Origin of the sequence: Lysobacter sp. Root916 (genome assembly GCF_001429785.1) — a bacterium.
In the GTDB taxonomy this organism is placed as follows: Bacteria; Pseudomonadota; Gammaproteobacteria; order Xanthomonadales; family Xanthomonadaceae; genus Lysobacter.
Window position 1 is genome coordinate 728558 of the sequence record NZ_LMJF01000001.1, and the last position, 18674, is coordinate 747231.

General features: G+C 68.5%; 18 protein-coding genes. 9 read left to right on the forward strand and 9 right to left on the reverse strand.

What is annotated here, in order from left to right:
- Positions 1-70: 70 nt before the first annotated feature.
- The 3 genes from ASE35_RS03395 (at position 71) to ASE35_RS03405 (ending at position 5334) form a co-directional block, all read left to right on the forward strand.
- Positions 71-1009: a hypothetical protein gene (locus tag ASE35_RS03395; RefSeq protein WP_057162968.1), complete on the forward strand. Its 939-nt coding sequence runs from the start codon at positions 71-73 to the stop codon at positions 1007-1009.
- Positions 1010-1150: 141 nt separating this feature from the next.
- Complete coding sequence (locus ASE35_RS03400; RefSeq protein WP_057162969.1) at positions 1151-3700, forward strand: MAC/perforin domain-containing protein; 2550 nt, start codon at positions 1151-1153, stop codon at positions 3698-3700.
- A 176-nt stretch (positions 3701-3876) separates the two neighbouring features.
- On the forward strand, positions 3877-5334 hold the full coding sequence (locus tag ASE35_RS03405; RefSeq protein WP_057162970.1) for a hypothetical protein: 1458 nt from the start codon (positions 3877-3879) through the stop codon (positions 5332-5334).
- Between the two features lie 13 nt (positions 5335-5347).
- On the opposite strand, the gene ASE35_RS03410 is transcribed toward ASE35_RS03405, so the two are convergent.
- The 6 genes from ASE35_RS03410 to ASE35_RS03435 form a co-directional block, all read right to left on the reverse strand.
- On the reverse strand, positions 5348-6118 hold the full coding sequence (locus ASE35_RS03410; protein ID WP_200956983.1) for an alpha/beta hydrolase: 771 nt from the start codon (positions 6116-6118) through the stop codon (positions 5348-5350).
- 156 nt (positions 6119-6274) lie between these two features.
- Entirely contained in the window at positions 6275-6592 is a 318-nt protein-coding gene (locus tag ASE35_RS03415) for a DUF6869 domain-containing protein (RefSeq protein ID WP_057162972.1), read from the reverse strand.
- Positions 6593-6654: 62 nt separating this feature from the next.
- The gene (locus ASE35_RS03420; protein WP_056174051.1) at positions 6655-7605 is read right to left on the reverse strand and encodes a hypothetical protein; all 951 of its coding nucleotides are present in this window, start codon (positions 7603-7605) and stop codon (positions 6655-6657) included.
- Between the two features lie 123 nt (positions 7606-7728).
- On the reverse strand, positions 7729-8238 hold the full coding sequence (locus ASE35_RS03425; RefSeq protein WP_056174053.1) for a hypothetical protein: 510 nt from the start codon (positions 8236-8238) through the stop codon (positions 7729-7731).
- Positions 8239-8439: 201 nt separating this feature from the next.
- The gene (locus ASE35_RS03430) at positions 8440-9486 is read right to left on the reverse strand and encodes a pyridoxal-phosphate dependent enzyme (RefSeq protein ID WP_057162973.1); all 1047 of its coding nucleotides are present in this window, start codon (positions 9484-9486) and stop codon (positions 8440-8442) included.
- 112 nt (positions 9487-9598) lie between these two features.
- On the reverse strand, positions 9599-10075 hold the full coding sequence (locus ASE35_RS03435; RefSeq protein WP_056174057.1) for an Lrp/AsnC family transcriptional regulator: 477 nt from the start codon (positions 10073-10075) through the stop codon (positions 9599-9601).
- Positions 10076-10191: 116 nt separating this feature from the next.
- On the opposite strand from ASE35_RS03435, the gene ASE35_RS03440 reads away from it, so the two are divergent.
- Both ASE35_RS03440 and ASE35_RS03445 read left to right on the forward strand, forming a co-directional pair.
- Positions 10192-11634: a M20/M25/M40 family metallo-hydrolase gene (locus tag ASE35_RS03440; RefSeq protein WP_057162974.1), complete on the forward strand. Its 1443-nt coding sequence runs from the start codon at positions 10192-10194 to the stop codon at positions 11632-11634.
- Between the two features lie 28 nt (positions 11635-11662).
- Positions 11663-12280, forward strand: coding sequence for a glutathione S-transferase (locus tag ASE35_RS03445; protein WP_057162975.1), 618 nt, complete (start codon positions 11663-11665; stop codon positions 12278-12280).
- Between the two features lie 48 nt (positions 12281-12328).
- On the opposite strand, the gene ASE35_RS03450 is transcribed toward ASE35_RS03445, so the two are convergent.
- From ASE35_RS03450 to ASE35_RS03460, 3 genes are read right to left on the reverse strand one after another with little or no spacing between them, the layout of a single operon-like run.
- On the reverse strand, positions 12329-12916 hold the full coding sequence (locus ASE35_RS03450; RefSeq protein WP_057159078.1) for a hypothetical protein: 588 nt from the start codon (positions 12914-12916) through the stop codon (positions 12329-12331).
- 22 nt (positions 12917-12938) lie between these two features.
- Positions 12939-14396 (reverse strand): DUF2235 domain-containing protein, encoded by a 1458-nt coding sequence (locus tag ASE35_RS03455; RefSeq protein WP_057162976.1) that lies wholly within the window; start codon positions 14394-14396, stop codon positions 12939-12941.
- A 12-nt stretch (positions 14397-14408) separates the two neighbouring features.
- The gene (locus ASE35_RS03460) at positions 14409-14933 is read right to left on the reverse strand and encodes a hypothetical protein (protein ID WP_056174066.1); all 525 of its coding nucleotides are present in this window, start codon (positions 14931-14933) and stop codon (positions 14409-14411) included.
- A gap of 429 nt (positions 14934-15362) precedes the next feature.
- Here ASE35_RS03460 and ASE35_RS03465 point away from each other — a divergent pair, with 429 nt between their 5' ends.
- The 4 genes from ASE35_RS03465 to ASE35_RS03480 all read left to right on the forward strand — a co-directional run bounded on the left by ASE35_RS03465 (position 15363) and on the right by ASE35_RS03480 (position 18674).
- On the forward strand, positions 15363-15629 hold the full coding sequence (locus ASE35_RS03465; protein WP_056174068.1) for a DksA/TraR family C4-type zinc finger protein: 267 nt from the start codon (positions 15363-15365) through the stop codon (positions 15627-15629).
- Positions 15630-15830: 201 nt separating this feature from the next.
- Positions 15831-16316: a hypothetical protein gene (locus ASE35_RS03470; RefSeq protein WP_057162977.1), complete on the forward strand. Its 486-nt coding sequence runs from the start codon at positions 15831-15833 to the stop codon at positions 16314-16316.
- A 164-nt stretch (positions 16317-16480) separates the two neighbouring features.
- Positions 16481-17533 carry a hypothetical protein gene (locus tag ASE35_RS03475; RefSeq protein ID WP_057162978.1) on the forward strand — a complete coding sequence of 351 codons (1053 nt, stop codon included), beginning with the start codon at positions 16481-16483 and terminating at the stop codon, positions 17531-17533.
- Positions 17534-17549: 16 nt separating this feature from the next.
- Positions 17550-18674, forward strand: a complete 1125-nt coding sequence (locus tag ASE35_RS03480; protein ID WP_157489244.1) for a hypothetical protein — start codon at positions 17550-17552, stop codon at positions 18672-18674.

The following is an 18674-nucleotide window of genomic DNA, read 5'->3' on the forward strand; positions in this document are numbered from 1 at the left end:
GCGCATGATTTCCGCCTTTCGGTAGCGCTAGCCGCCACGTAGCATGAGGCTGCTAGATCCAAGGGGAGAGATGAACATGATTTCCAGAGCGCGGGCGCTGGCCGTGCCGGCACTGCTTTTCGCCGCGGTTTCCGGCCTGGCCCAGGGTCAGGACAAGCCGGCCGTGCTCGTGTTCGATGCTTCCGTCAGTTACGTAGCGGGCGCGCGCGGACGAGTCGGCTTCGATCGGCTTCCGGCCGAAGGCGAGCTCGCTGTCTGGGTGGAGGAGGGAGGTCGCAGGGGCGATATAGCGGCCACGGTGCTGGGCGGCCTTGCGGGTGGTGCGATGGGTGCGGCGGCCGGCGCCGGCTATGCCGAAGGCCGCATGCAGGCGCTGCGTAACGATTCCATCGCCGGACTGCGTCGCGCGATGGAACGCGACGACAGACTGCGGCAACGTATGGAAGAGGCGCTACGCGCATCGATGCAGGCCAATGGCTATGCCGTGAGCCGGACGGTACAGGTCCCGACGCTCCGGCAGGGCGCCGTGTCACGGGTGCTCAGCAAGCCCGCGGACGGTGTTTGCGTTGCCGTGCAGACGTACCCGGCCGCTGATCTGGTCACGTTGAGCTGGGACGACCGCCATTTGCTGTTGTCCCTGGATGTCCGCACCTACAGGCATAACGGCAGCGAGCGCATGCCGATACGTGAGGTGAGGCGGCGCTCGGTTCGCTTCGTCGGCCAGGGCGCCCCCGCGGGCGTCGATGCCTTGGCTTACTGGTCGGACCAGGACGGTGCTGCATTCATCGCTCAGCTCGAATCGGGCCTGCAGCAGCTACTGCCGATGGTGTGGGACGAGACGCTCGAGGTGCCTCAGGTCCCCAGCAAGGAGGTGGCGCGCCTGCAGGTAGGCGGAACGACTCTGACTTTTCCCGGTCGCGTATGGAAGCAGGAGGGCGGTTATGCCTATCTCTACAACAAGGATGGCGGCATCACCGTCGTCGCCACGCAGGCGCTTCCGGTCAGATGAAGTTTGGCGTCTGAACCAGCTGCACCAAGACGGCATGGCTATGGGCATCGTCGCGGTTCACGCCCGCGGCGGCGCGACGTTCGTAACTGAAGAGGTGCGCAATCGCGTGCCGCCGCTTCACTCACGAATCGAGCGATTTCCATGCCCACTCCCGCCAAGAAGACCGACGAGGCCCAGCTCGAGGATTACCTCAAGTCGCTGGGCCTGAAGAACCAGATCAAGGTCATCAAGGCCTACGGCATCGATTCGCTGGAGTTCCTCAAGGCGGTCTGCGCCAATTCGGCCGAACGCAAGGCATTGGCGCAGCAGATCCGCGGCGACAATCCGGATGGGCCGGCGCGGATCGCGGCGGGCATCGTCGAGAAGCTGACCGCCAAACAGGTGCAGACGCGTATCGACCAGTTGGCCAGCGAGACCGAGGAATCCGGCAGCGCGAACTTCGACCAGAAGAAGCAGCAGCTGGCCGACGCGATCGAGGCGGTAGAGAAGCTGCGCAAGGAGACCGCCGACGCGGCCGCCGCCGACCGCGAGGCCGCGACCAAGCAGGCTCAGGCACAGCTCGATCGGATCCTGGCCAAGGTCAACGCCAAGGACCTGCTCAAGGGCGGCGAGACCAGCTTCGCGACCATCGCCAGCGCCACCGCGCTGATGGAACGCATCCAGGAGGGCCTGCAGAGCAAGATCGCCGACAGCCTCAACAGTTACCTCGATCAGCGCCCGCGCAGCACCGCCGAACTGCTGGAGGAGAACCAGCTGCTGCGCGGCTACTGCGCCAGCGCAGCCGGTCTGGCGCGTGCCAGCGGTTCCAACCTGCTCGACATGGCCGCGCTGCTAGGCAAGCCGGCGCCTATCCAGACCCAGGATTTCGAGTTCAGCAGCGAGGCCGCCTACAGCGAGGCCTCGCAACAGTTCGAGACCTCGGCCAGTTCCTACGCCACCGCCAACAGTGCGCGCGGCGCGATGTTCATGGGCACCGGCATCGGCGCGGCCAGCCTGATGGTGCAGTACGCGACCGCCGGCCAGCGCCAGCGCGACGAGGCCGCGATGAAGCGCTCGCAGAAGGCGACCAAGCTGCGCGTGCACTACCAATGGGCGCCGCAGGCGACCCTGACCCTGCCCAGCAACCGCTTCGCGCTGAGCGAGGACGCGCTGGACGCCCTGCGCGCGATCGAGGCCGCGCAGCCCGCACAGAAGGCCGCGGCGGCGGCCGAGTTCCTGCGCAGCTTTGGCAGCCATGTGTTCTGCACCGCGGTACTGGGCGGCTGGTACAAGCACGTGGCCAAGGCCAGCTGCAGTTCCTCCGAACAGATGAGGACCCTGGACGAAGCCCTGTCCACAGCGACCAACTGGGCGGTTTCGGCGTCGGCGTCCTACGTGGGCCTGAGCGGCGCAGGCTCGGTGTCGAGCGCGCACGCCGGCGGCGTCAGCGCCGCGCGCGCGACCTCGACCGCGATGTCGTGCGTGGTCAAGGAGCAGCAGGTGTCGGTGGCGACCAGCGTGTTCGGCGGCCTGCCGGAGCTGCCCAGCGACCTGTGGCTGACCAGCGTCAAGGCCAACGCGCATTGGCAGGTGATCGACCGCAGCGACGAACAGCCGGTGTGGAAGATCGTGGGCCTGCTGTCGGCGAAGACGCTGGGCTTCGATCGCAAGGCCATGGCCGAGCTGCTGGAGCGGGCCTGGGTCAACGAGGTGTTCATCCCCTCGATCGCCGACGCCAAGGTGCGCGAGGCGATGCGGCCGAAGGCGCTGGCGAGCGCCGCCGCGCTGACCGAGGCGTTGCTGGCGCTGACCCGGCCGCCGGCCATGCGGCTGACGGTGATCCAGCGCCGCTGGGACCAGGCCGAGCAGCACTTCGGCCAGGAAGTCGCGTTGCCCAAAGGCTACAAGATCCTCGCCGGCGGCGTGTCCGCGGTGACCCAGGCGGCCGGCAACTTCGTCGTCGCCAGCTATCCCAAAGTCAGCGGGCAGGGCGCGGATCAGCGTTGGAGCTGGTGTGCGCGCATGAAGGACATCAAGCATGTGTCCAAGGTCCGACATGCGCTCACCATCGTGGCCCTGCACGACCCCGACGACGTCTGGGACGTGCAGATCTTCGTCAAGGAGGCGACCGCGCACCAGACCCTGCACGAGATCGCGCTGCAGCCGCCGGGCGACTTCCTGCTGACCGGCTGCGGCGGCGAGGTCGACGTGTTCTCGGTGGCCGCGCTGAAGGCCTGCGGCTTCGCCCAGCTGGACGGCAAGCCGCCCGCCGCGACCGAGCGCCGATGCCAGGTGGTGGTGCGAACGACCGATCTGGTGCTGGCCTGCCCGCACACGGCCAAGGCTTATGCGATCGGCGTACGCGCGCGCGCCGGCACCGCCCTGGACGCTGACTACCAGTACCACCGCTTCGGCGCCACCAGCAATCACGACCACACCGTCACCCATGCGTTGCATCCGGGCGGCGACGAGAGCAAGCGCAGCGTGATGATCGCCGGTGGCGCCTGCCTGACCGACGCCGACATGCACCACGGCCTGACCGGTTCGCGCCCGGTGGTCTCCGATGCCTGGCGTGGCGGCGCGGCTCAGGTTTATGGCTGGCTGGCGACCAGCAAGGATCACGAGATCAAGCAGACCAGCGCGATGACCTTGTACACGCTGGGTCTGTCGAACGTCGACATCGTGTGGGAGGCCGAACCCGCGGGCAGCTGACGGCTCGTAACGCAGCGCTGGCGGTTGCGCGGAGCGCCGGGCAACCCGGCATTCTGGCCGGCGCCGGCGCGCGCCGCATCGCCGAAAACGGGTAGGACGCGCGCGCTCGCGCGCGTCGTCGCGGCGCTATCCTGGCGCGCAAACGGGGCCAACCCGGCGCGATCAAGGACGAAGCGGTGAACGACGAACGCAACGGTCGAGATGAGGCGGAGGTGCGGCCCGCGGACGCCAACCTGCAGGCCTACCTCGCCGAGGCGAAACGTTTGTTCGAGCGCGAAATCCTGCCGCGCTGGGTGGCGGCCGATAACGTCTGGCGCAGCGCCTGGGCGATGGACGGCATCCTCGACTATTTCCTGGTCAGCGGCGCCGACAGCGCGCCCTACGGCGACGCCGCGCTGGGCGCGCTGGACCCGACCCAGCTGGGCAACTGGTGGGACGACTTCGGTTGGATCGGTATCGCCGCGTTGCGTGCCGCCGAGCAGGGTTTCGCGCCGCAACGCCGCGACGATTTCCTCAAGATCGCGATCAACGCCTGGGCTTACATGTACGGCCCAGGCTGGTCCACGCAGGCCGGTGCCGCGATCTATCCGTTCCGGGACTTGCCGGGCTGGGCGAGCTTCGCCAGTGAGCACGCGAACAACATCGGCGCGCCCAACGTCGGCAAGCGCATCGGCCAGACGCGTCCGAATCCGCAGCCGCCGTTGCCGCCGAATGCGTGGATGATGCCGCGCCGGATTCCCGGCGGCGCGTGGAACTCGCCGATCACCTTGGACGCCTACCCGGACCCGGTGCCGACGCGTCAAACCGAGTGGTGGCGCAGCTACCTCAACCCGGTGCAGAACACTGTCACCAACGGTTTGTATGCGCTGTTGAGCCTGCGCCTGCATCGCGCCTCGCAGAACCCCGCGTTCGCGCAGGTGTTCCGCGCCAGCAACTTGAACACATCGGCCTGCAGGGTCGCCTGGACCGAACAGATCGGCTGGTTCAACCAATGGATGGCAGGCACGCCGCAGCCCGACCAATCCTTATTGATGTCCTTGCCGTCGGGCGTGCTGGTGCGTGAGCGCGTGTCCACGTTCCAGCCGGTCGGGCCAAACGCGCAGCTCTATTGGGACGCGATGTACCGCAGCAGCCTGGCCTGGACCGGCGATCAGGGCCTGCTATTGGGCGCCTTGCGCGAGGCGCAGGCGGTCTGGCCCGGCGGTGTCGCGCCGCCCAAGGTGCTGAGCCTGTATCCGGCTTTGATCGAGGGCGTGTTCAAGAACGCCTACCAGCCGCGCAGCTACGGCTCGGTGTCCGGCAGTTTTCCGATGCCGTGGTTGGACACCTCCTCACCCAGCCCGTATTACGCGCCGTCGCCCGGCAACGACGACGGCGACTACCAGACCGGGGTGGCCGTGTTCATGCGTTATCTGCTGCAGGCCTGGCGCGCCAAGCCGACCCTGGTGCAGGGTTATCGCGCGCAAATTCTGGCCAACGCCGACGCCATCGTGCTGCCCGGTTTCGGCGAGCAAGCCTATCCGGGCGGCGCCTGCGATGCGTTCACGCCGAGGCAGGGCAGCGTCGCCGACGCGATGACGGCCTACGTCAACCGCCTGTCGGTATTGGTGTTGGCCATCGCGATGGGGCGCTGACCGCGCGTAGAGATCACAGCGACGCCAGGAACGCCTCCACCTGAGCGGTGTAGTCGCCGGGCAAGCCCAGATCTGCGTTGATCTGTGCGTGGTTCAGATCCACCGGCAGCACGGTCGCGCGAGCGCCCAATGCGACCGCGCGGCGGGCGAACCCCTCGGCTTGCGCGCAGGACAGGCGACGCTGGCTGGAGCACACCAGCAGCATCGGCGCGGGTGCGCTGCGCAGTTGCAGGGTGGGCGAAGCCCGGCGCCAATAGGCGGGATCGCGGCCGAAGGCCTGGTCGTACAGCGGCAGGTGCGGCCGGCGCATCAGGGCATCGACGTCGTACGCGGCGCTGTCCAGCGCCACGGTGCCGCGCCAAGGCTTGGCGCCCTGTGCGCGCACGATGCCGGGCGCGGCGGCGAGCAGGGCGACCAAGTGCGCGCCAGCGGAATGGCCCATCAGCGCCACCCGCGCCGGGTCGCCGCCCCAGTTGGGGGCTTCCTTCTGCACATAGGCCAGGGCGCGCGCCACGTCTTCAGCCTGGCTCAGCGGATCGGCCCCCGGCAGCAGGCGGTAATCGATGGAGACGAATATCCTGCCGTTGGCCAGGGCGTGCTCGGCCTTGTTGCCGACCACGCCGCGCGAGTCCTTGCTGCCGATCCGCCAGCCGCCGCCGTGGACCATCACGACGATCGGCGCCTTGCGCGCACGCGCCGGACGATACACATCCAGGCGCTGAGCGGGATCGGGACCGTAGCTCAGGTCGCGGGGGGCGGCGCGTGGCGGCGCAGCGGCGGCCATGGATGCGATCGCTGCCAGCAGCAGGGCCAGTACGGTTGGAGGGATCGAACAGGGGCGCATGGCGATGAAGTCCCGGGGCGTTGCCGATTCAACGCGTGACCGGGCGCCGGGATGACATGTGTCGCGATCGATAAGGCGAACTCTGGATGTTCGCCCCTAACCACTCTCGCCGCAGGCGCGTTCCAGCCAGGCCCAGATCTCGGACGTGCTGCTCTCCCAAACCCCACCGAGCAGATGCCGGAATGCAGAGCTTCGCCGCGCTTCGTGCTCGATGCGATCGATGAAGTGCGGGCCGGCGGAATGAATCAAGTCTTCCAGCGGGCCCGCAGTCAGCAGAGCGAGCACTTCCTTAGCTTCCGTCTTGTCGATAATCGAGAGGATTGCGGCCCAATTGTCCTCCCAATGCTCGTCCTCCATGAATCGGTCCACGGCCCACCACTGCGGATGGCCCTCGGTAGGTCGTTGGGCGTCCAACTAAAAGTCGATGTGGGCGGCCGCCCATGCTTCGATCTCGTCGCTGGACCAAAGTCTCCCGCTCACTCAGCCGGCTCTTCCTCGTCGTCGGGCGCGCACCACCACACGCCGCCGTCCGCGGGCGCTTGGGGCAGGGCATCGACCGCATTCACTGCGTCGACCCGGCGGCCGCGACCGCCTCTGGTCCAATCGCGCAGGAGCTTGTCCACCACCCGCCTGCTTTGCGCGGCGATGCCCAGGCTGCGCTCGGGCTCCCAGTCCGCGTCGTCCTGAGCGGATGCGTGGCTATGCGGGGCGCCGTAACTGCAGCGCAAACAGTAGTGAACGATGGATGCGCTCCAGTCTTCGGCATCGGCGTAGCCCGGCAGCGAGACTGAGCCCAAGGCCGCGATATCGTCCGCGCTCTCGCACGATACGAAGGCCACGTAGGTCTGGAGGTCGGAAGGCACCAGTCGGGCGAGGGCATTGAATACCGGTACGCGTTGGCCGAAGTAGCCGCGTTCGCCGGTGCGCGCGCCGTCGTGCAGGACGATGTCGCCGTAGCGGTAACCGCTGTCGGGTAGGGGAACGTTGAGCAGCCGCGCACGGACGAGATCGATGCGGCGTGCGTAAAGGGTTTCGCCGTCGCCCCAGGGATTCAAGCGGATGCTGACGATTCCGTAGTCCGCCTCGATGGGGCCGGTGCCCTCAGGAATGGCGATCCCGCCCAGCGTCCATAGGCGACGCGCTTGCGCCCAATCGCCCAAGGCGGTCGCTGCGATGGCGCCGTTCCAGACGGCGCCTTCATTGGGAGCCTGTTCCAGCGCGAGTGCGTCCAGGTTGTGACGCAACGAGGTCGGCCAGTCGAGCAGGTACTTATGGGTCAGCCCGCGCATGTAGTGGTAGTGCGCGGCATCGGGCTCGCGGCGTAACAGCTCCGCGAACAGGGTTGAGCTGTCTTTTAGCCGGCCGGCATCGAATGCGTCGTAGGCGCGTTGGTGCAGAGTCTCGATGTCGAGATCGCGGTGGTCCATGCGTATGCCGGCCTGAGGGAGACTTCAGTATCGCAGGCTTGGGCGCGACCGGTCGACGGAACGGATTCGCAACAAGGGCGGCCTCGCCGCCGCCCCTGCTGCGAACCCAACTGCGAGAGGCGATTACGGCAGCGGCGTGCCCTGATCGGCGATCGCCAGCCACTTGCCGCGGTCGTAGGTGTAGGTAACCCCGGTCAGCGCGCGCGAGCGGAAGCCGATGCGCGGGATCTCGTACACGGTTTCGTACAGGATGAAGGCGGAGCTGCAGCCGTCGACCACGCGATAGCGCTCGGTCCAGCTCCAGCGAGCTTCGCGGTTGCTGAAGTGGCCGGTGAAGGCGTTCATGATCGCGTCGATGCCGATCAGGGTGGTGCCGCTGCCGAACACCGTGATCGCGCGCTCGTCGTGCACGGCGCGGAAGGTTTCGGCGTCGTAGTCGCGGAAGGATTCCATGTCCATGCGCTGGGCGACTTCGAACTGGCGGGCGCAGATACGGGTGATGATGTTGTCTTTCCAATCCATGCCGACATGGTGCGCATCGCCGGCGACGGCGCTGGCGGAAGAGCACAGGGTAATCAGCGTGGCGGCGACCAGAGTCGACAGCGGGGCTAGACGGAACGTGCGGGTCTTCATGGTGAGTACCTCCTTGTGGTGGGCAGGGCGGACCTTAGGCCCGATGCCTGCCGACTTGGAGTGCCAATTACCCTGCGGCGGAGAGGGCCAATTCGCCGACCACGGTCTGCGTGCGCCGCGCGGCGGGCAGGATCGATCCGAATCGAAGGCACGATCTGTACGCGGCGTCCCGAGCTCGAGCCAAGTAAGCGCCGCCGAGGTTCAGTCCCGCGGTTGTTCGGTGGCGATCAGCAGGATCGTGCTTGCGGCGGACAGGCCGAGCGCGCTGCGGGCGCGGTCGTCGACCGTGGCTTGCAGCAGTCCGGCCAGGCCGGCGGCTCCGGAAGAACTGGTGCGCGGACCGCCATGCTCATGCAGGCAGGCGGCCGCGTTGACCAAGGCTGACTCGTCGACGGCGATGGCGACCGCGCCGTGGTCTCGCAGCACGCGCAGGGCGGGCGCCGATGCCAGGCCGCAGGAAAGCATTTCGGCGCTGGTGCGCAGGTCGCCGGGGATGCGCGAAGGCGCGCCTTGCGACAGCGCATGCGCCACGCAGGCGGCCGCCTCGGGTTCCACCACGACCAGGCCCGCGGGCTGGGCGAGACGGTCGTGCAGGCCTTGCGCGACCGCGGCGGCGAGGCCGCCGACCCCGGCCTGGACGAAGGCGTGACTGATGCGGCCATCGCCGTGTTCGTGCAACTGCGCGCGCAGTTCGTCGACCAGCAGGCCGTAGCCGGCCATCACGTCGCGTACGACCGGGTCGTTCGGATCTTCGCTGGTGTCCGCGATCAACAGCCCGTCGCCCCGCAGCGCGGCGGCCTGGGCGGCATCGACGGCGTCGTCGTAGGTGCCGTGGACGCGCACGACCAAGGCGCCCAAGCGGGCGATGCGACGGGCGCGGCCGGCGTCTACGTCGGCGGGCAGATAGACCGAAGCGCCGGCACCCGCACGCGCCGCTGCGGCGGCCACGGCCAGGCCGTGGTTGCCGTCGCTGGCGCAGAGCAGGCGATAGGTGCCGGTCGCCCGCTTGCGCGTCTCCAGCTCGCGCAGCGAGGACGCGCCGGTCGCGCGCGCCAGTGCGCGCAAGCCGGCGTACATGCCGCCCAATGCCTTGAAGTTGCCCAGCGGGCGCTGGCCCTCGCATTTGACCAGCACCTGGGCGACGCCGGTGTGGCGGGCGAGCGCGGGCAAGGCGATCAACGGGGTGGGACGGTAGTCGTCCCAGAGTTCGGCGATGTTCCAGGGCGTGGCGTCGGTGTCGGAGTTCATGCCGACAGTCTGCGCGCCGCGTGCGCGGCCTGGCCGCGTTGTGGGCGCGCGGATGCGGGAAAAACGCGCGCAAGCATCCGGCGACGCCAGAATCCGGCGCCGCGCCCGTGCCTCATTCGTCTTCGTCCAACGGTATCGGAATCGTCAGCCCGCGCTTGACCACGCCCAGGGCGACATTGGTGGTGAAGCGCTTCACGTTCGGGTTGTCGCCGACCAGTCGCGCCATCAGGGCGTCGTAGGTCTCGGTGTCGGGCGCGGTGATGATCAGCACGAAGTCGGCCTCGCCGGTGACGTAGAAGGCCTGCTGCACGTGTTCCTGCGCCGCCAGCCATTGCCGCAGCTGGGCCAGCAGTTCGGGGCGTTCGCGTTCGACCTGCAACGAGACCACGAAGAAGGTCGGGCGCCCGACCTTCCTGGGGTCGACCACCGCCGCGTCGCGCACGATCACCCCTTGTTCGCGCAGGCGCCGCAGCCGGCGTTGCACCGCCGATGGCGACAGGAACACCTGTTCGGCCAGGCGCTCGGCGGTCTGGCCGGCATCGTCCTGGACCAGGTTCAGGAGTTGGCGATCGAATCGGTCTAGAGACATGCGGGGCTCCGGAGCTTGCCGACAACGCGGAAAAAAAGCGCAGGACCATGCCGGTTCGCGGCGAAACTGCGGGGCTGCGCTCCTAGGATGCTAGCTCCAAAACACAGACTCGGGCCATGGATTTTTCCGCATTGCAGCGTTTCATCGCCCACCGCTGGCAGGACGACCTGTTGCCGGTGCTGAGCGACTACATCGCCATTCCCTGCCAGTCCCCGGCTTTCGAGCCCGACTGGGCCGAACGCGGACATATGCAGCGCGCGGTGACATTGATGATCGACTGGGCGCGCGAACGCCTGGCGCAAGTACCGGGCGCGCGCGTCGAGGTCGTGACGTTGGCGGGGCGTACGCCGGTGATCTACATCGAGATTCCCGGCGAAGGCACGGCGCCGGTTTTGATCTACGGGCACCTGGACAAGCAACCGCCGATGACGGGCTGGACCCACGGACGCGATGCCTGGACGCCGTCCCTGGAGGGCGAGCGGCTCTACGGCCGCGGCGGCGCCGACGACGGTTACGCGATCTTCGCCGCGATCCTGGCGATCCAGGCTTTGCGCGCGCAGGGGCTGACGCATGCGCCCTGCGCGATCCTGATCGAGGCCTGCGAAGAATCCGGCAGCGGCGATCTGCCTTACTACGTCGAACACCTGGCGCCGCGGATGGGGTCGCCCGCGGTGGTGGTCGCCTTGGACGCCGGCTGCGGCAACTATGAGCAACTGTGGCTGACCACCTCCTTGCGCGGTCAGGTCGCGGGCGCCTTGAGCGTGCGCGTGCTGGAAGAGGGCGTGCATTCGGGCGATGCCTCGGGCGTGGTGGCCTCGTCGTTCCGGATCGCGCGGATGCTGCTGTCGCGCTTGGAGGATCCCGGCAGCGGCGAGATCGCCAGCCCGTTCCACGCCCCGATTCCGCCTTCGCGTCGTGCGCAGGCGCGGATCGCGGCGCGCGCCCTCGGCGACGGCTTGCATGCGCAGCTGCCGCTGCATCCGGGCATGCGCCCCGTGCATGCCGACGCCGCCGAGGTGTTGCTCAATCGCGCCTGGCGGCCGCAGTTGGCGATCACCGGCCTGGATGGTCTGCCCGCGGTGGCCGATGCGGCGGCGGTGATGCAGCCGGCGACGACGCTGAAGCTCAGCCTGCGTTTGCCGCCGACGCTGGACGCGCAGGCCGCGGCCGGGCGATTGAAGGCGCTGCTGGAATCCGAGCCGCCCTACGGCAGCGAGGTCGCGTTCCGCATCGACATGGTATCGCAGGGCTGGCATGCGCCCGAGACCGCACCCTGGCTGAGCGCCAGTTTGGAGCGGGCCTCGCAAGCCAGCTTCGGCGCCGGCCTGGCCTTGATCGGCGGCGGTGGCGGCATCCCGTTCCTGGCGATGCTGGGCGAGCGCTTTCCATCGGCGCAGTTCGTGGTCACCGGTGTGCTGGGTCCGCAATCGAACGCGCACGGTCCCAACGAGTTTCTGCATCTGCCGACCGCGCAACGGATCACCGCGGTGGTCGCGCAATTGCTGCACGATGCCCGCCTGGCCCACGCCGATGGTCCGGCATCGCAGCCGCGCGTCTAAGCGTTTCCTTCCTCTTCAAGGTCCTGCCATGAAACTGCTCTATCAAACCCATTCCCCGTACGCGCGCAAGGCGCTGGTGTTCGCGCACGAGGCTGGCATCGCCGACCGCATCGAGGTCGTGCACCACGAAACCAGCCCGACCTTGCGCAACGAAGCGGTCTACGCCGCCAACCCGTTGGGCAAGGTGCCGGTGCTGCTGCGCCCGGGCCTGCCGGCCCTGTTCGATTCCGATGTGATCTGCGCCTATCTGGACACGCTGCACGCGGGCCCGCGCTTGATTCCCGACCAGGGCGAAGCGCGCTGGCAGGCCCTGCGTGTGCAGGCGATCGCGCAAGGCCTGGGCGACGCCGGCATCAAGGTGCGTTGGGAGACGGTGCGGCGGCCGGAAGCGCTGCGCTATCCGGCCCTGCGCGAGGGCTATACGGAGAAGCTGGTGACCAGCTACGACTGGTTGGAAAGCGAGCTCGATACCGACGGCGCGTTGCATGTCGGCCATATCGCGCTGGCGACCGCGCTGAGTTGGCTGGAATTCCGCGCGCTGCCGGATTTTCGCGCGGGGCGTCCGCGCCTGAGCGCCTGGTTCGATGCCTTCCAGGCGCGGCCCTCGATGCGGGCGACGCCGTTGTCGGGCGAGACCCACGATTGAGTCTCGGGGTAGGGCAGGGCGGTCGCCTGGCGCCGCCCTGGGGCGGGTCTACTGCTCCAGCAGCAAGTACTCGCCCTTGGGCCCGTAGCGTTTGGCGTTCGCGTCCACGCGCGCGCACAGCGCCTGGCCGCAACGGCTGAGCGCACCGGACTTGGTCGCGCGCAGGATGTCGCTGGCGAATTCGGCGCGTTTGACTTCGCGACCGCTCTGCCAGATCAGATAACCCGCGCCGCTGGCGGCGAGCAGGGCGCCCAGGCCCAGGCCGATCAGGCCGGTCCAGATCAGCGACTTCTGTTCGCGCTTGAGCTCGCGTCGTTGGTCGTCCAACTGCTGCAGGGTCTTCTCGGCATTGCGCGAGACCTCGCGCAGCGCCGCGGCGGTGTTCTGCAACTGCTGGCCGTACTGCGCCGAGGCCGCGCCCACGCCCAGCTCGATGGCGTCGCGGGTCTGCTCGCCGACGCTGGCGACCAGATCGCGGGTCAGCAACTGGGCGTTGGTCTCCCAGACGTCGGCGGTGCGCTTGAGTTCGGTCGCGCTTTGGGTGAAGCGTTCGGTGGCCTTGTCGCAGACCACCTCGAACATCTTGGCGACGCCCATCAGCTGGACGGCGAACAACTCCAGATCCTGTTTCTCCATCGTGCGCTTTCTCGTCCTGCTGTCAGAGCCGCGGCGTCATGCGGCGTTCGGGGCCTTCGTGGCCGTTCGGCGGCAACGTGGGCGGCGTGGGCGTCGTGGGGTCGGCCGGCCGGTCCTGCTGGCGCTCGGGCGGTGCGGCCGCGGCCTGGGCTTGTTCGCCGCCGCGGCGTTGCAGGTGCTGGCCCTGCTCGGAGGCGAGGAAGCTGCCGCCGACGGCGCGTGCGCCGTCGACGTCGCCGTTCACCGCGGCCTGGCCCAGGCGCTGGAACAGCGCGCGGGTGTCCGCGGCGGCGATCGGCGCGGGCTCGGCATTGAGGCGCGGCTCGGGCGAGGGCCGCTCCGGCGGCACCGGCCCGATCGCGACCGGGCGCTGCGGGAAGCGCCCGTTCATGACATCGTCGCGCGCCTCGTTGTTGTGCTGATCGGCCACGCGCTTGTCCCGTGTCAGCTGGGTCATGCGGTCGCGCTGGCCGTCCTTGTCGAAGTCGGAGGTGCGATAGAACCACTGGTGCTCTTCGGAGCGGTGGACGACGTTCATCTCCGGCGCGGTGGGCACCGGGCGCTTGGCCAGGAAAGGTTGGTCGCTGAGCGAGTTGAGGTAATCGACCATCAGATTGCCGCTGCGCACCGACAGGCCGTTGAGCGCATAGCTGCCGCCGATGTCGCTGTGGGCGCCGCCGACGGTGACGTTGAGGAAGCGGCCGTTCTCGCTCACGCCCGGGTCCAGCACGCTGGTGGACTTGAACAGGTTGCGGCGTTCGTCTTCGGCGGTGATCTGAAAGCCCGACAGCACCGACGGCGGTTGGCGGCGGTCGTGCTTGCGTGGTTCGCCGGTGCCGACCGGATCGAACAGGGCCACGGCCTGCGGCACTTCGTGCGCAGGCACCAAGGGCTCGCCGGTGTAATGCACGCCCTTGAGCTTGCCGAACAGGTTGCGATCCTCCACGCGCTCTTTCGGGTCGCCGATGCCGCGCTCGTCGACCAGGCGGGTGAAGCCCGCCGCCTGTTCCGCGCCGCGGCTGAAGCCCAGGCTGACCACGCGGATCTCCGCCTCCGGATCCTCGGCCAGCCACTTCTTGCTCTGGGTGGTGAGGCGCACGTACATCTCTTCGACGCGGTCGTCGTAGGTGCCGCCGGTCATGCTGTCCAGACCGCTCTTGATCGCGCCGTCCTGGGTGCCGGGGCCTTCCATGTAGTCGACGCGGATGTTGGACATGCCGCGGCTGTTGGCCGCGGCGGTCTGACGCACCACGTCGGCGATGTTGGTGTGGTTGGTCGGCGCGTCCTTGAGCATGCTGTTGCCGGTGCCGTCGAAGGCGGCGATGAACAGCCGCTCATGCGGGTTCGAGCTGTGCAGCAGCACCGGCGTGGACAAACGCGACAGCGCCTCGCTGGCCTGCTCGTAGCTGGCCAGGTCGTGCGCGTCGGCGGGGTAGGTGCTGACCCCGTCCGGGCCTTTTTTCTTTTTGTCGTCCGTCATCGCACTACTCCTTTAGTACGTATGGCTGAACACCAGGACCGGATCGTTGCGGAAGTCGCTGTGTTTGTTGCCGGGGATCTGCAGCTCGCGGGTATGGACCATCGCGCGCATGTAGACGTTGACGGTGCGGTCGTTGACCTCGACCAGAATCTCCGGGTCCTCGGCGATCACGCCGGATCCGGCGAGCTCGGCGCTGGGCACGTTATGGCGGATCACGCGGTCTTCGAACAGGCCGGGGATATCGATCGTGGCCTCGTGCGCGCTGCCGTCCTTGGACCGCCAGCTCAGCTGCGCCGGGCCGGGGAAGTTGCGGATCGCGGCCCAGGGCGCGGCGATGTGCTTGCGGTAGTCGGTGCCCAGTGAGGCCGAGGACGGCGTCTTGGTCTCATCGGAATCGCGCAGGGCGTATTCGCCGTTGTAGAGCACGCTGCAGCCGAAGGTGTCGTAGGCCGCGGCGCCGAAATCGTGCTGGGCGAAGGTCAACGGCCGGCTGGCGTCGGTCTTGTTGGGCGCGACGTAGGCAGGTTGGGTGGACATGGCGGGTTGGCATCCTGTTACGAATAGGACGGAAAGCGCGAGCACGCGGGCCAGTGCGGCCAGACGCGTACGAGGGGATGGCACCGGAATGCCGCGGCGGGCGGCGCGGGGCGAGGCGCGGTCCGGATCGGGACCGTCATGGCGGCCGGGAGCGCTGGCGGATCCGCGAGAGCGGGGCGCCGAGCCCTGACCTGACTTTGGATCCATTCCCCTCCTCCCCTGGAGACCGTCGCCGCGGTCCATCGCCGGCATGAGCATCGCCCGATGGTAGCGCAGGCACGCTACCGACACACGCCGCCGTATCGTGAGAGGAGACGCAGGTCCGCTTGCGCGCTCGCGGCCGCGCCCGGGAGGCCGGTCCAGGGTCGAGCGGCGCTCAGCTTCGCTCGGCTATGCTGTTTGTCCCTTCCACCGCACCCGGAGGCGGCCATGGCAACCGGCTGGGCAGGCGACGGCGCCGTGCAGGACCAGATCGACGCCACCATCAAGGACGCGATCAAGCGCGCCCGCGACCAACTTCCGCAGGGCCCCGGTCTGGAGCGCTGCGAAGAATGCGACACGCCCATCCCCGAAGCGCGGCGCAAGGCGATCCCGGGCGTGCGTCTGTGCGTGAGCTGCCAGGAAGCGCACGACCGCGAGCAGGGCGCGGCCAGCGGCTACAACCGACGCGGCAGCAAGGACAGTCAGCTGCGCTGAGATCGCCTGCGCGCGCCGCGCCGTTGCGAGCGGGGTGCGGATGATCGGGTTCTCCATCCAGGACTGCGGCGGCCTGCCACGGATGCCGCCAGACGCGTTGCGGCGACAGCCGCGCGCCGTCGAACCCCTGCCTTCGGCACATACGCGCGCGCCGATCGGCCCCTATGATCCGGCCACCATCCGAACGCGGGGAGTTCCGGCATGTCCTCCAGTCTCAATCACACCTCGCGCTCGCCTGCTTGGGCGCAGGTGCTGCTGGGCGGCCTGCTCGTGGCCTTGGGCGACATGAGCTTCGCGGCCACGCTGTGGTTCGGCTGGGACGCGGCTGGCATGGTGCGTCTGTTCCAGACCATCGCGGTGGGCGTGCTGGGGCCGGCCAGTTTCGACGGTGGCCTGCAATCGGCCGGGTTGGGCGTGTTGTTGCATGTGTTCATGGCGACCCTGTTCGTGCTGATCTACACCCTGGTCGCGCGCCGCTACACCGGACTGCTGTCGCGCATCTGGACCTACGGCCTTCCCTACGGCGTGGTCCTGTACCTGGTGATGAATTTCGTGGTGCTGCCGCTGTCGCGCGTCAACGCCACGCCATCGCTGAAGCATCCGGACTGGATCGCCTGGAGCGTGCTCGCGCACATGCTGTTCGGGGTGATCTGCGTGGTGTTCGCCAAGCGCGCGCTGCGGCGTTGAGGCGCCGAACCGGTTAGGCGCAATGGCGGCGCCTTGCGCTTGTAACGGTCATGGCGTTCCGACACCATCCGCGTGAAGTTTCGATCGTCGCGATAGCCGGCGCTTTCGTTGCCGGCGCCGTGTGCCGATAGCGAGCCGAGCCGGCCGCGTTCACAGGGGAAAGCATGAAATTGGCAAACAAGACGCGCGCGGCCCTGCTGGCCGGCGTGCTGCTGGCGTGTTCGTCGGGTGCCGGTCTGGCCCAGAGCTTGCCCGTCTCGCCCGCGGCCCAGTACCAGCCCCGCAGCGAACGCGGCGCGCTGGTGGCCGGCATCGTGCGCCGTTGGGCCGGCCATGTGCAACGCGTCTACGGCACGCCGCCGCAGCGCTGGGCGCAGACGATGGGCCCGACCTTCGCGCGCGCGCCGTTGGTCAATCTCAAGCGCGCGGCGTCGATGCCGGACTACGAGGCGATGATGGCGGCGGTTAGCGAGCCGTTTCCGCACATCGCCGAGACGGCGGCGAAGGCGCCGCCGGTTTCGGTGAAGGCCTTTTATCCGCAGACCGACCGGCTGCTCTACACCATGCTGTCGCCGTGTCGCCTGGCCGATACCCGTACGGTTGCGCGTCGTCTGTACGCGGGCGAGGCGCGCGCGTTCAACACCGATACCATGCTGACGCAGCAGGGCGGTGCCAACGGCGGCTGTGGCCTGCCCAGCGATGCCTCGGCGGTGACGCTCAACATCACCGTGGTCGACCCCGGCACCGCCGGCTACCTCACCGTGTATCCGACCGGCGGCGTTCGTCCGCTCGCTTCCAGCTTGAACTACCGCAATGGCGACATCGTCGGCAATGAAATCATCGCCCGCATCGGCGGCGACAACCTGCCCAGCTTCACGCTCTACAGCTATGCGGCGGCGGACGTGGTGATCGATGTGGCCGGCTACTTCAGCCCGACCAAGAACGAACCGTTGAACTGCACCACGGTTTACTCCTTGAACGTCACTATCCCGCCGGGCGGCACCGATGCGGCGATCACGCCGGCGTGTCCGGCCGGTTCCACCCTCAGCGGCGGCGGCTGCAGCTCGGTCGATCTGTACCCCGCGGTCAACGGCGTGTACTTCCATAGTTTCGGACCGCGCGCGGACGGGCGTTACGCTTGCTACGCGCGCAACCGCGCCACCACTAGCGACAAGATCACGGCCTCGGGCATGTGCTGTCGCGTGCCCAGTCGCTGAGCCTGGGATCGCGATCGTGAAGACTCCGATGAAGAAGGCGGCCCTGGCGCTGGCGTTGTTGCTGCCCGCGGGCTTGATGTTCGCGATCGCGGCGCCGCGCGCGCTAGGCGCGTTGCGCGGCGAGACCCGTGCGGTCGCGCAGGCCGGGAGCGCGGCGGCTGCGGCCTCGGTGATCGAGGCGCCGACGCGACAGGCCGGCGAGCGGCTGCTGCAGCTATGGGCGCCGCATGTACAGCAGGTGTACGGCACGCCGCCGCAGGCCTGGGCGCGGGCGATGCGTCCCACCCTCGCGCGTCTAAGCGAACGCGATTTGCGGCGCGCCGCAGCCATGCCCAGTTTCGACGCCATGATGGCTGCCTTGACCCCGCAGCCGGCGCTCGACATACCCGCGCCCTCGGCCTGGGACGCGCGCAAGGCCGGTGCGGCCGCGTTGCTGGAGACGACGTCGGCGCAACTGGTCTACAACATGCTCTCTCCTTGTCGCCTGTCGGACACCCGTCTGAACGGCGCGCGCCTGGTGGCGACTGGGCAACTGCACCTGAAAACCGCCGGCGCCGACCTGAGCGCGCAAGGCGGGCACCCGGCCGGCTGCGCGATTCCCGTCGATGCGCGCGCCGTGGTGGTCAATGTGGTCGCGGTGAATCCGGCTCAGGCCGGTTACCTCACCGTGTTCCCTTACGGCACGCAGTTGCCGGTCGCGTCCAGCCTCAACTATCGCGCTACCGACATCGCCGGCAACGAGATCATCGCCAAGCAAGGCGCCGACCCGGCCCAGCCCTCGTTGTCGGTGTTCTCTTCGGCGGCCACCGACCTGGTCGTGGACGTCGTCGGTTACTTCGGCGATGCGCCCAAAGTCGGCATGGCTTGCGAGCAGGTGGTGCAGGTCTACGACATGGAACCTAGTCGTTACGGCAGCAAGGGCGCGCAATGCCCTTACCTGACGCCCGACAGCGGCTCGCGCGGCACCGCGATGGGCGGTGGCTGCCGTTGGCTGGAGAACGCGGCCGGCGATCCCGAGCCCGGACAGGTGAACGGCAGGCCGAGTAGAGACACCTACTACTGCGACGCGGACAACAGCGGCCGGCAGGTAACGCGCAGCTTCGAAGTCACCGCGACCTGCTGCTGGGTGGCGTCGCAGTAA

Coding starts and splice junctions, on each gene's coding strand:
- ASE35_RS03395 (WP_057162968.1), top strand. CDS start 71: ATGAACATGATTTCCAGAGCGCGGGCGCTGGCCGTGCCGGCACTGCTT.
- ASE35_RS03400 (WP_057162969.1), top strand. CDS start 1,151: ATGCCCACTCCCGCCAAGAAGACCGACGAGGCCCAGCTCGAGGATTAC.
- ASE35_RS03410 (WP_200956983.1), bottom strand. CDS start 6,118: ATGGCCGCCGCTGCGCCGCCACGCGCCGCCCCCCGCGACCTGAGCTAC.
- ASE35_RS03420 (WP_056174051.1), bottom strand. CDS start 7,605: ATGGACCACCGCGATCTCGACATCGAGACTCTGCACCAACGCGCCTAC.
- ASE35_RS03425 (WP_056174053.1), bottom strand. CDS start 8,238: ATGAAGACCCGCACGTTCCGTCTAGCCCCGCTGTCGACTCTGGTCGCC.
- ASE35_RS03430 (WP_057162973.1), bottom strand. CDS start 9,486: ATGAACTCCGACACCGACGCCACGCCCTGGAACATCGCCGAACTCTGG.
- ASE35_RS03435 (WP_056174057.1), bottom strand. CDS start 10,075: ATGTCTCTAGACCGATTCGATCGCCAACTCCTGAACCTGGTCCAGGAC.
- ASE35_RS03440 (WP_057162974.1), top strand. CDS start 10,192: ATGGATTTTTCCGCATTGCAGCGTTTCATCGCCCACCGCTGGCAGGAC.
- ASE35_RS03445 (WP_057162975.1), top strand. CDS start 11,663: ATGAAACTGCTCTATCAAACCCATTCCCCGTACGCGCGCAAGGCGCTG.
- ASE35_RS03450 (WP_057159078.1), bottom strand. CDS start 12,916: ATGGAGAAACAGGATCTGGAGTTGTTCGCCGTCCAGCTGATGGGCGTC.
- ASE35_RS03455 (WP_057162976.1), bottom strand. CDS start 14,396: ATGACGGACGACAAAAAGAAAAAAGGCCCGGACGGGGTCAGCACCTAC.
- ASE35_RS03460 (WP_056174066.1), bottom strand. CDS start 14,933: ATGTCCACCCAACCTGCCTACGTCGCGCCCAACAAGACCGACGCCAGC.
- ASE35_RS03465 (WP_056174068.1), top strand. CDS start 15,363: ATGGCAACCGGCTGGGCAGGCGACGGCGCCGTGCAGGACCAGATCGAC.
- ASE35_RS03470 (WP_057162977.1), top strand. CDS start 15,831: ATGTCCTCCAGTCTCAATCACACCTCGCGCTCGCCTGCTTGGGCGCAG.
- ASE35_RS03475 (WP_057162978.1), top strand. CDS start 16,481: ATGAAATTGGCAAACAAGACGCGCGCGGCCCTGCTGGCCGGCGTGCTG.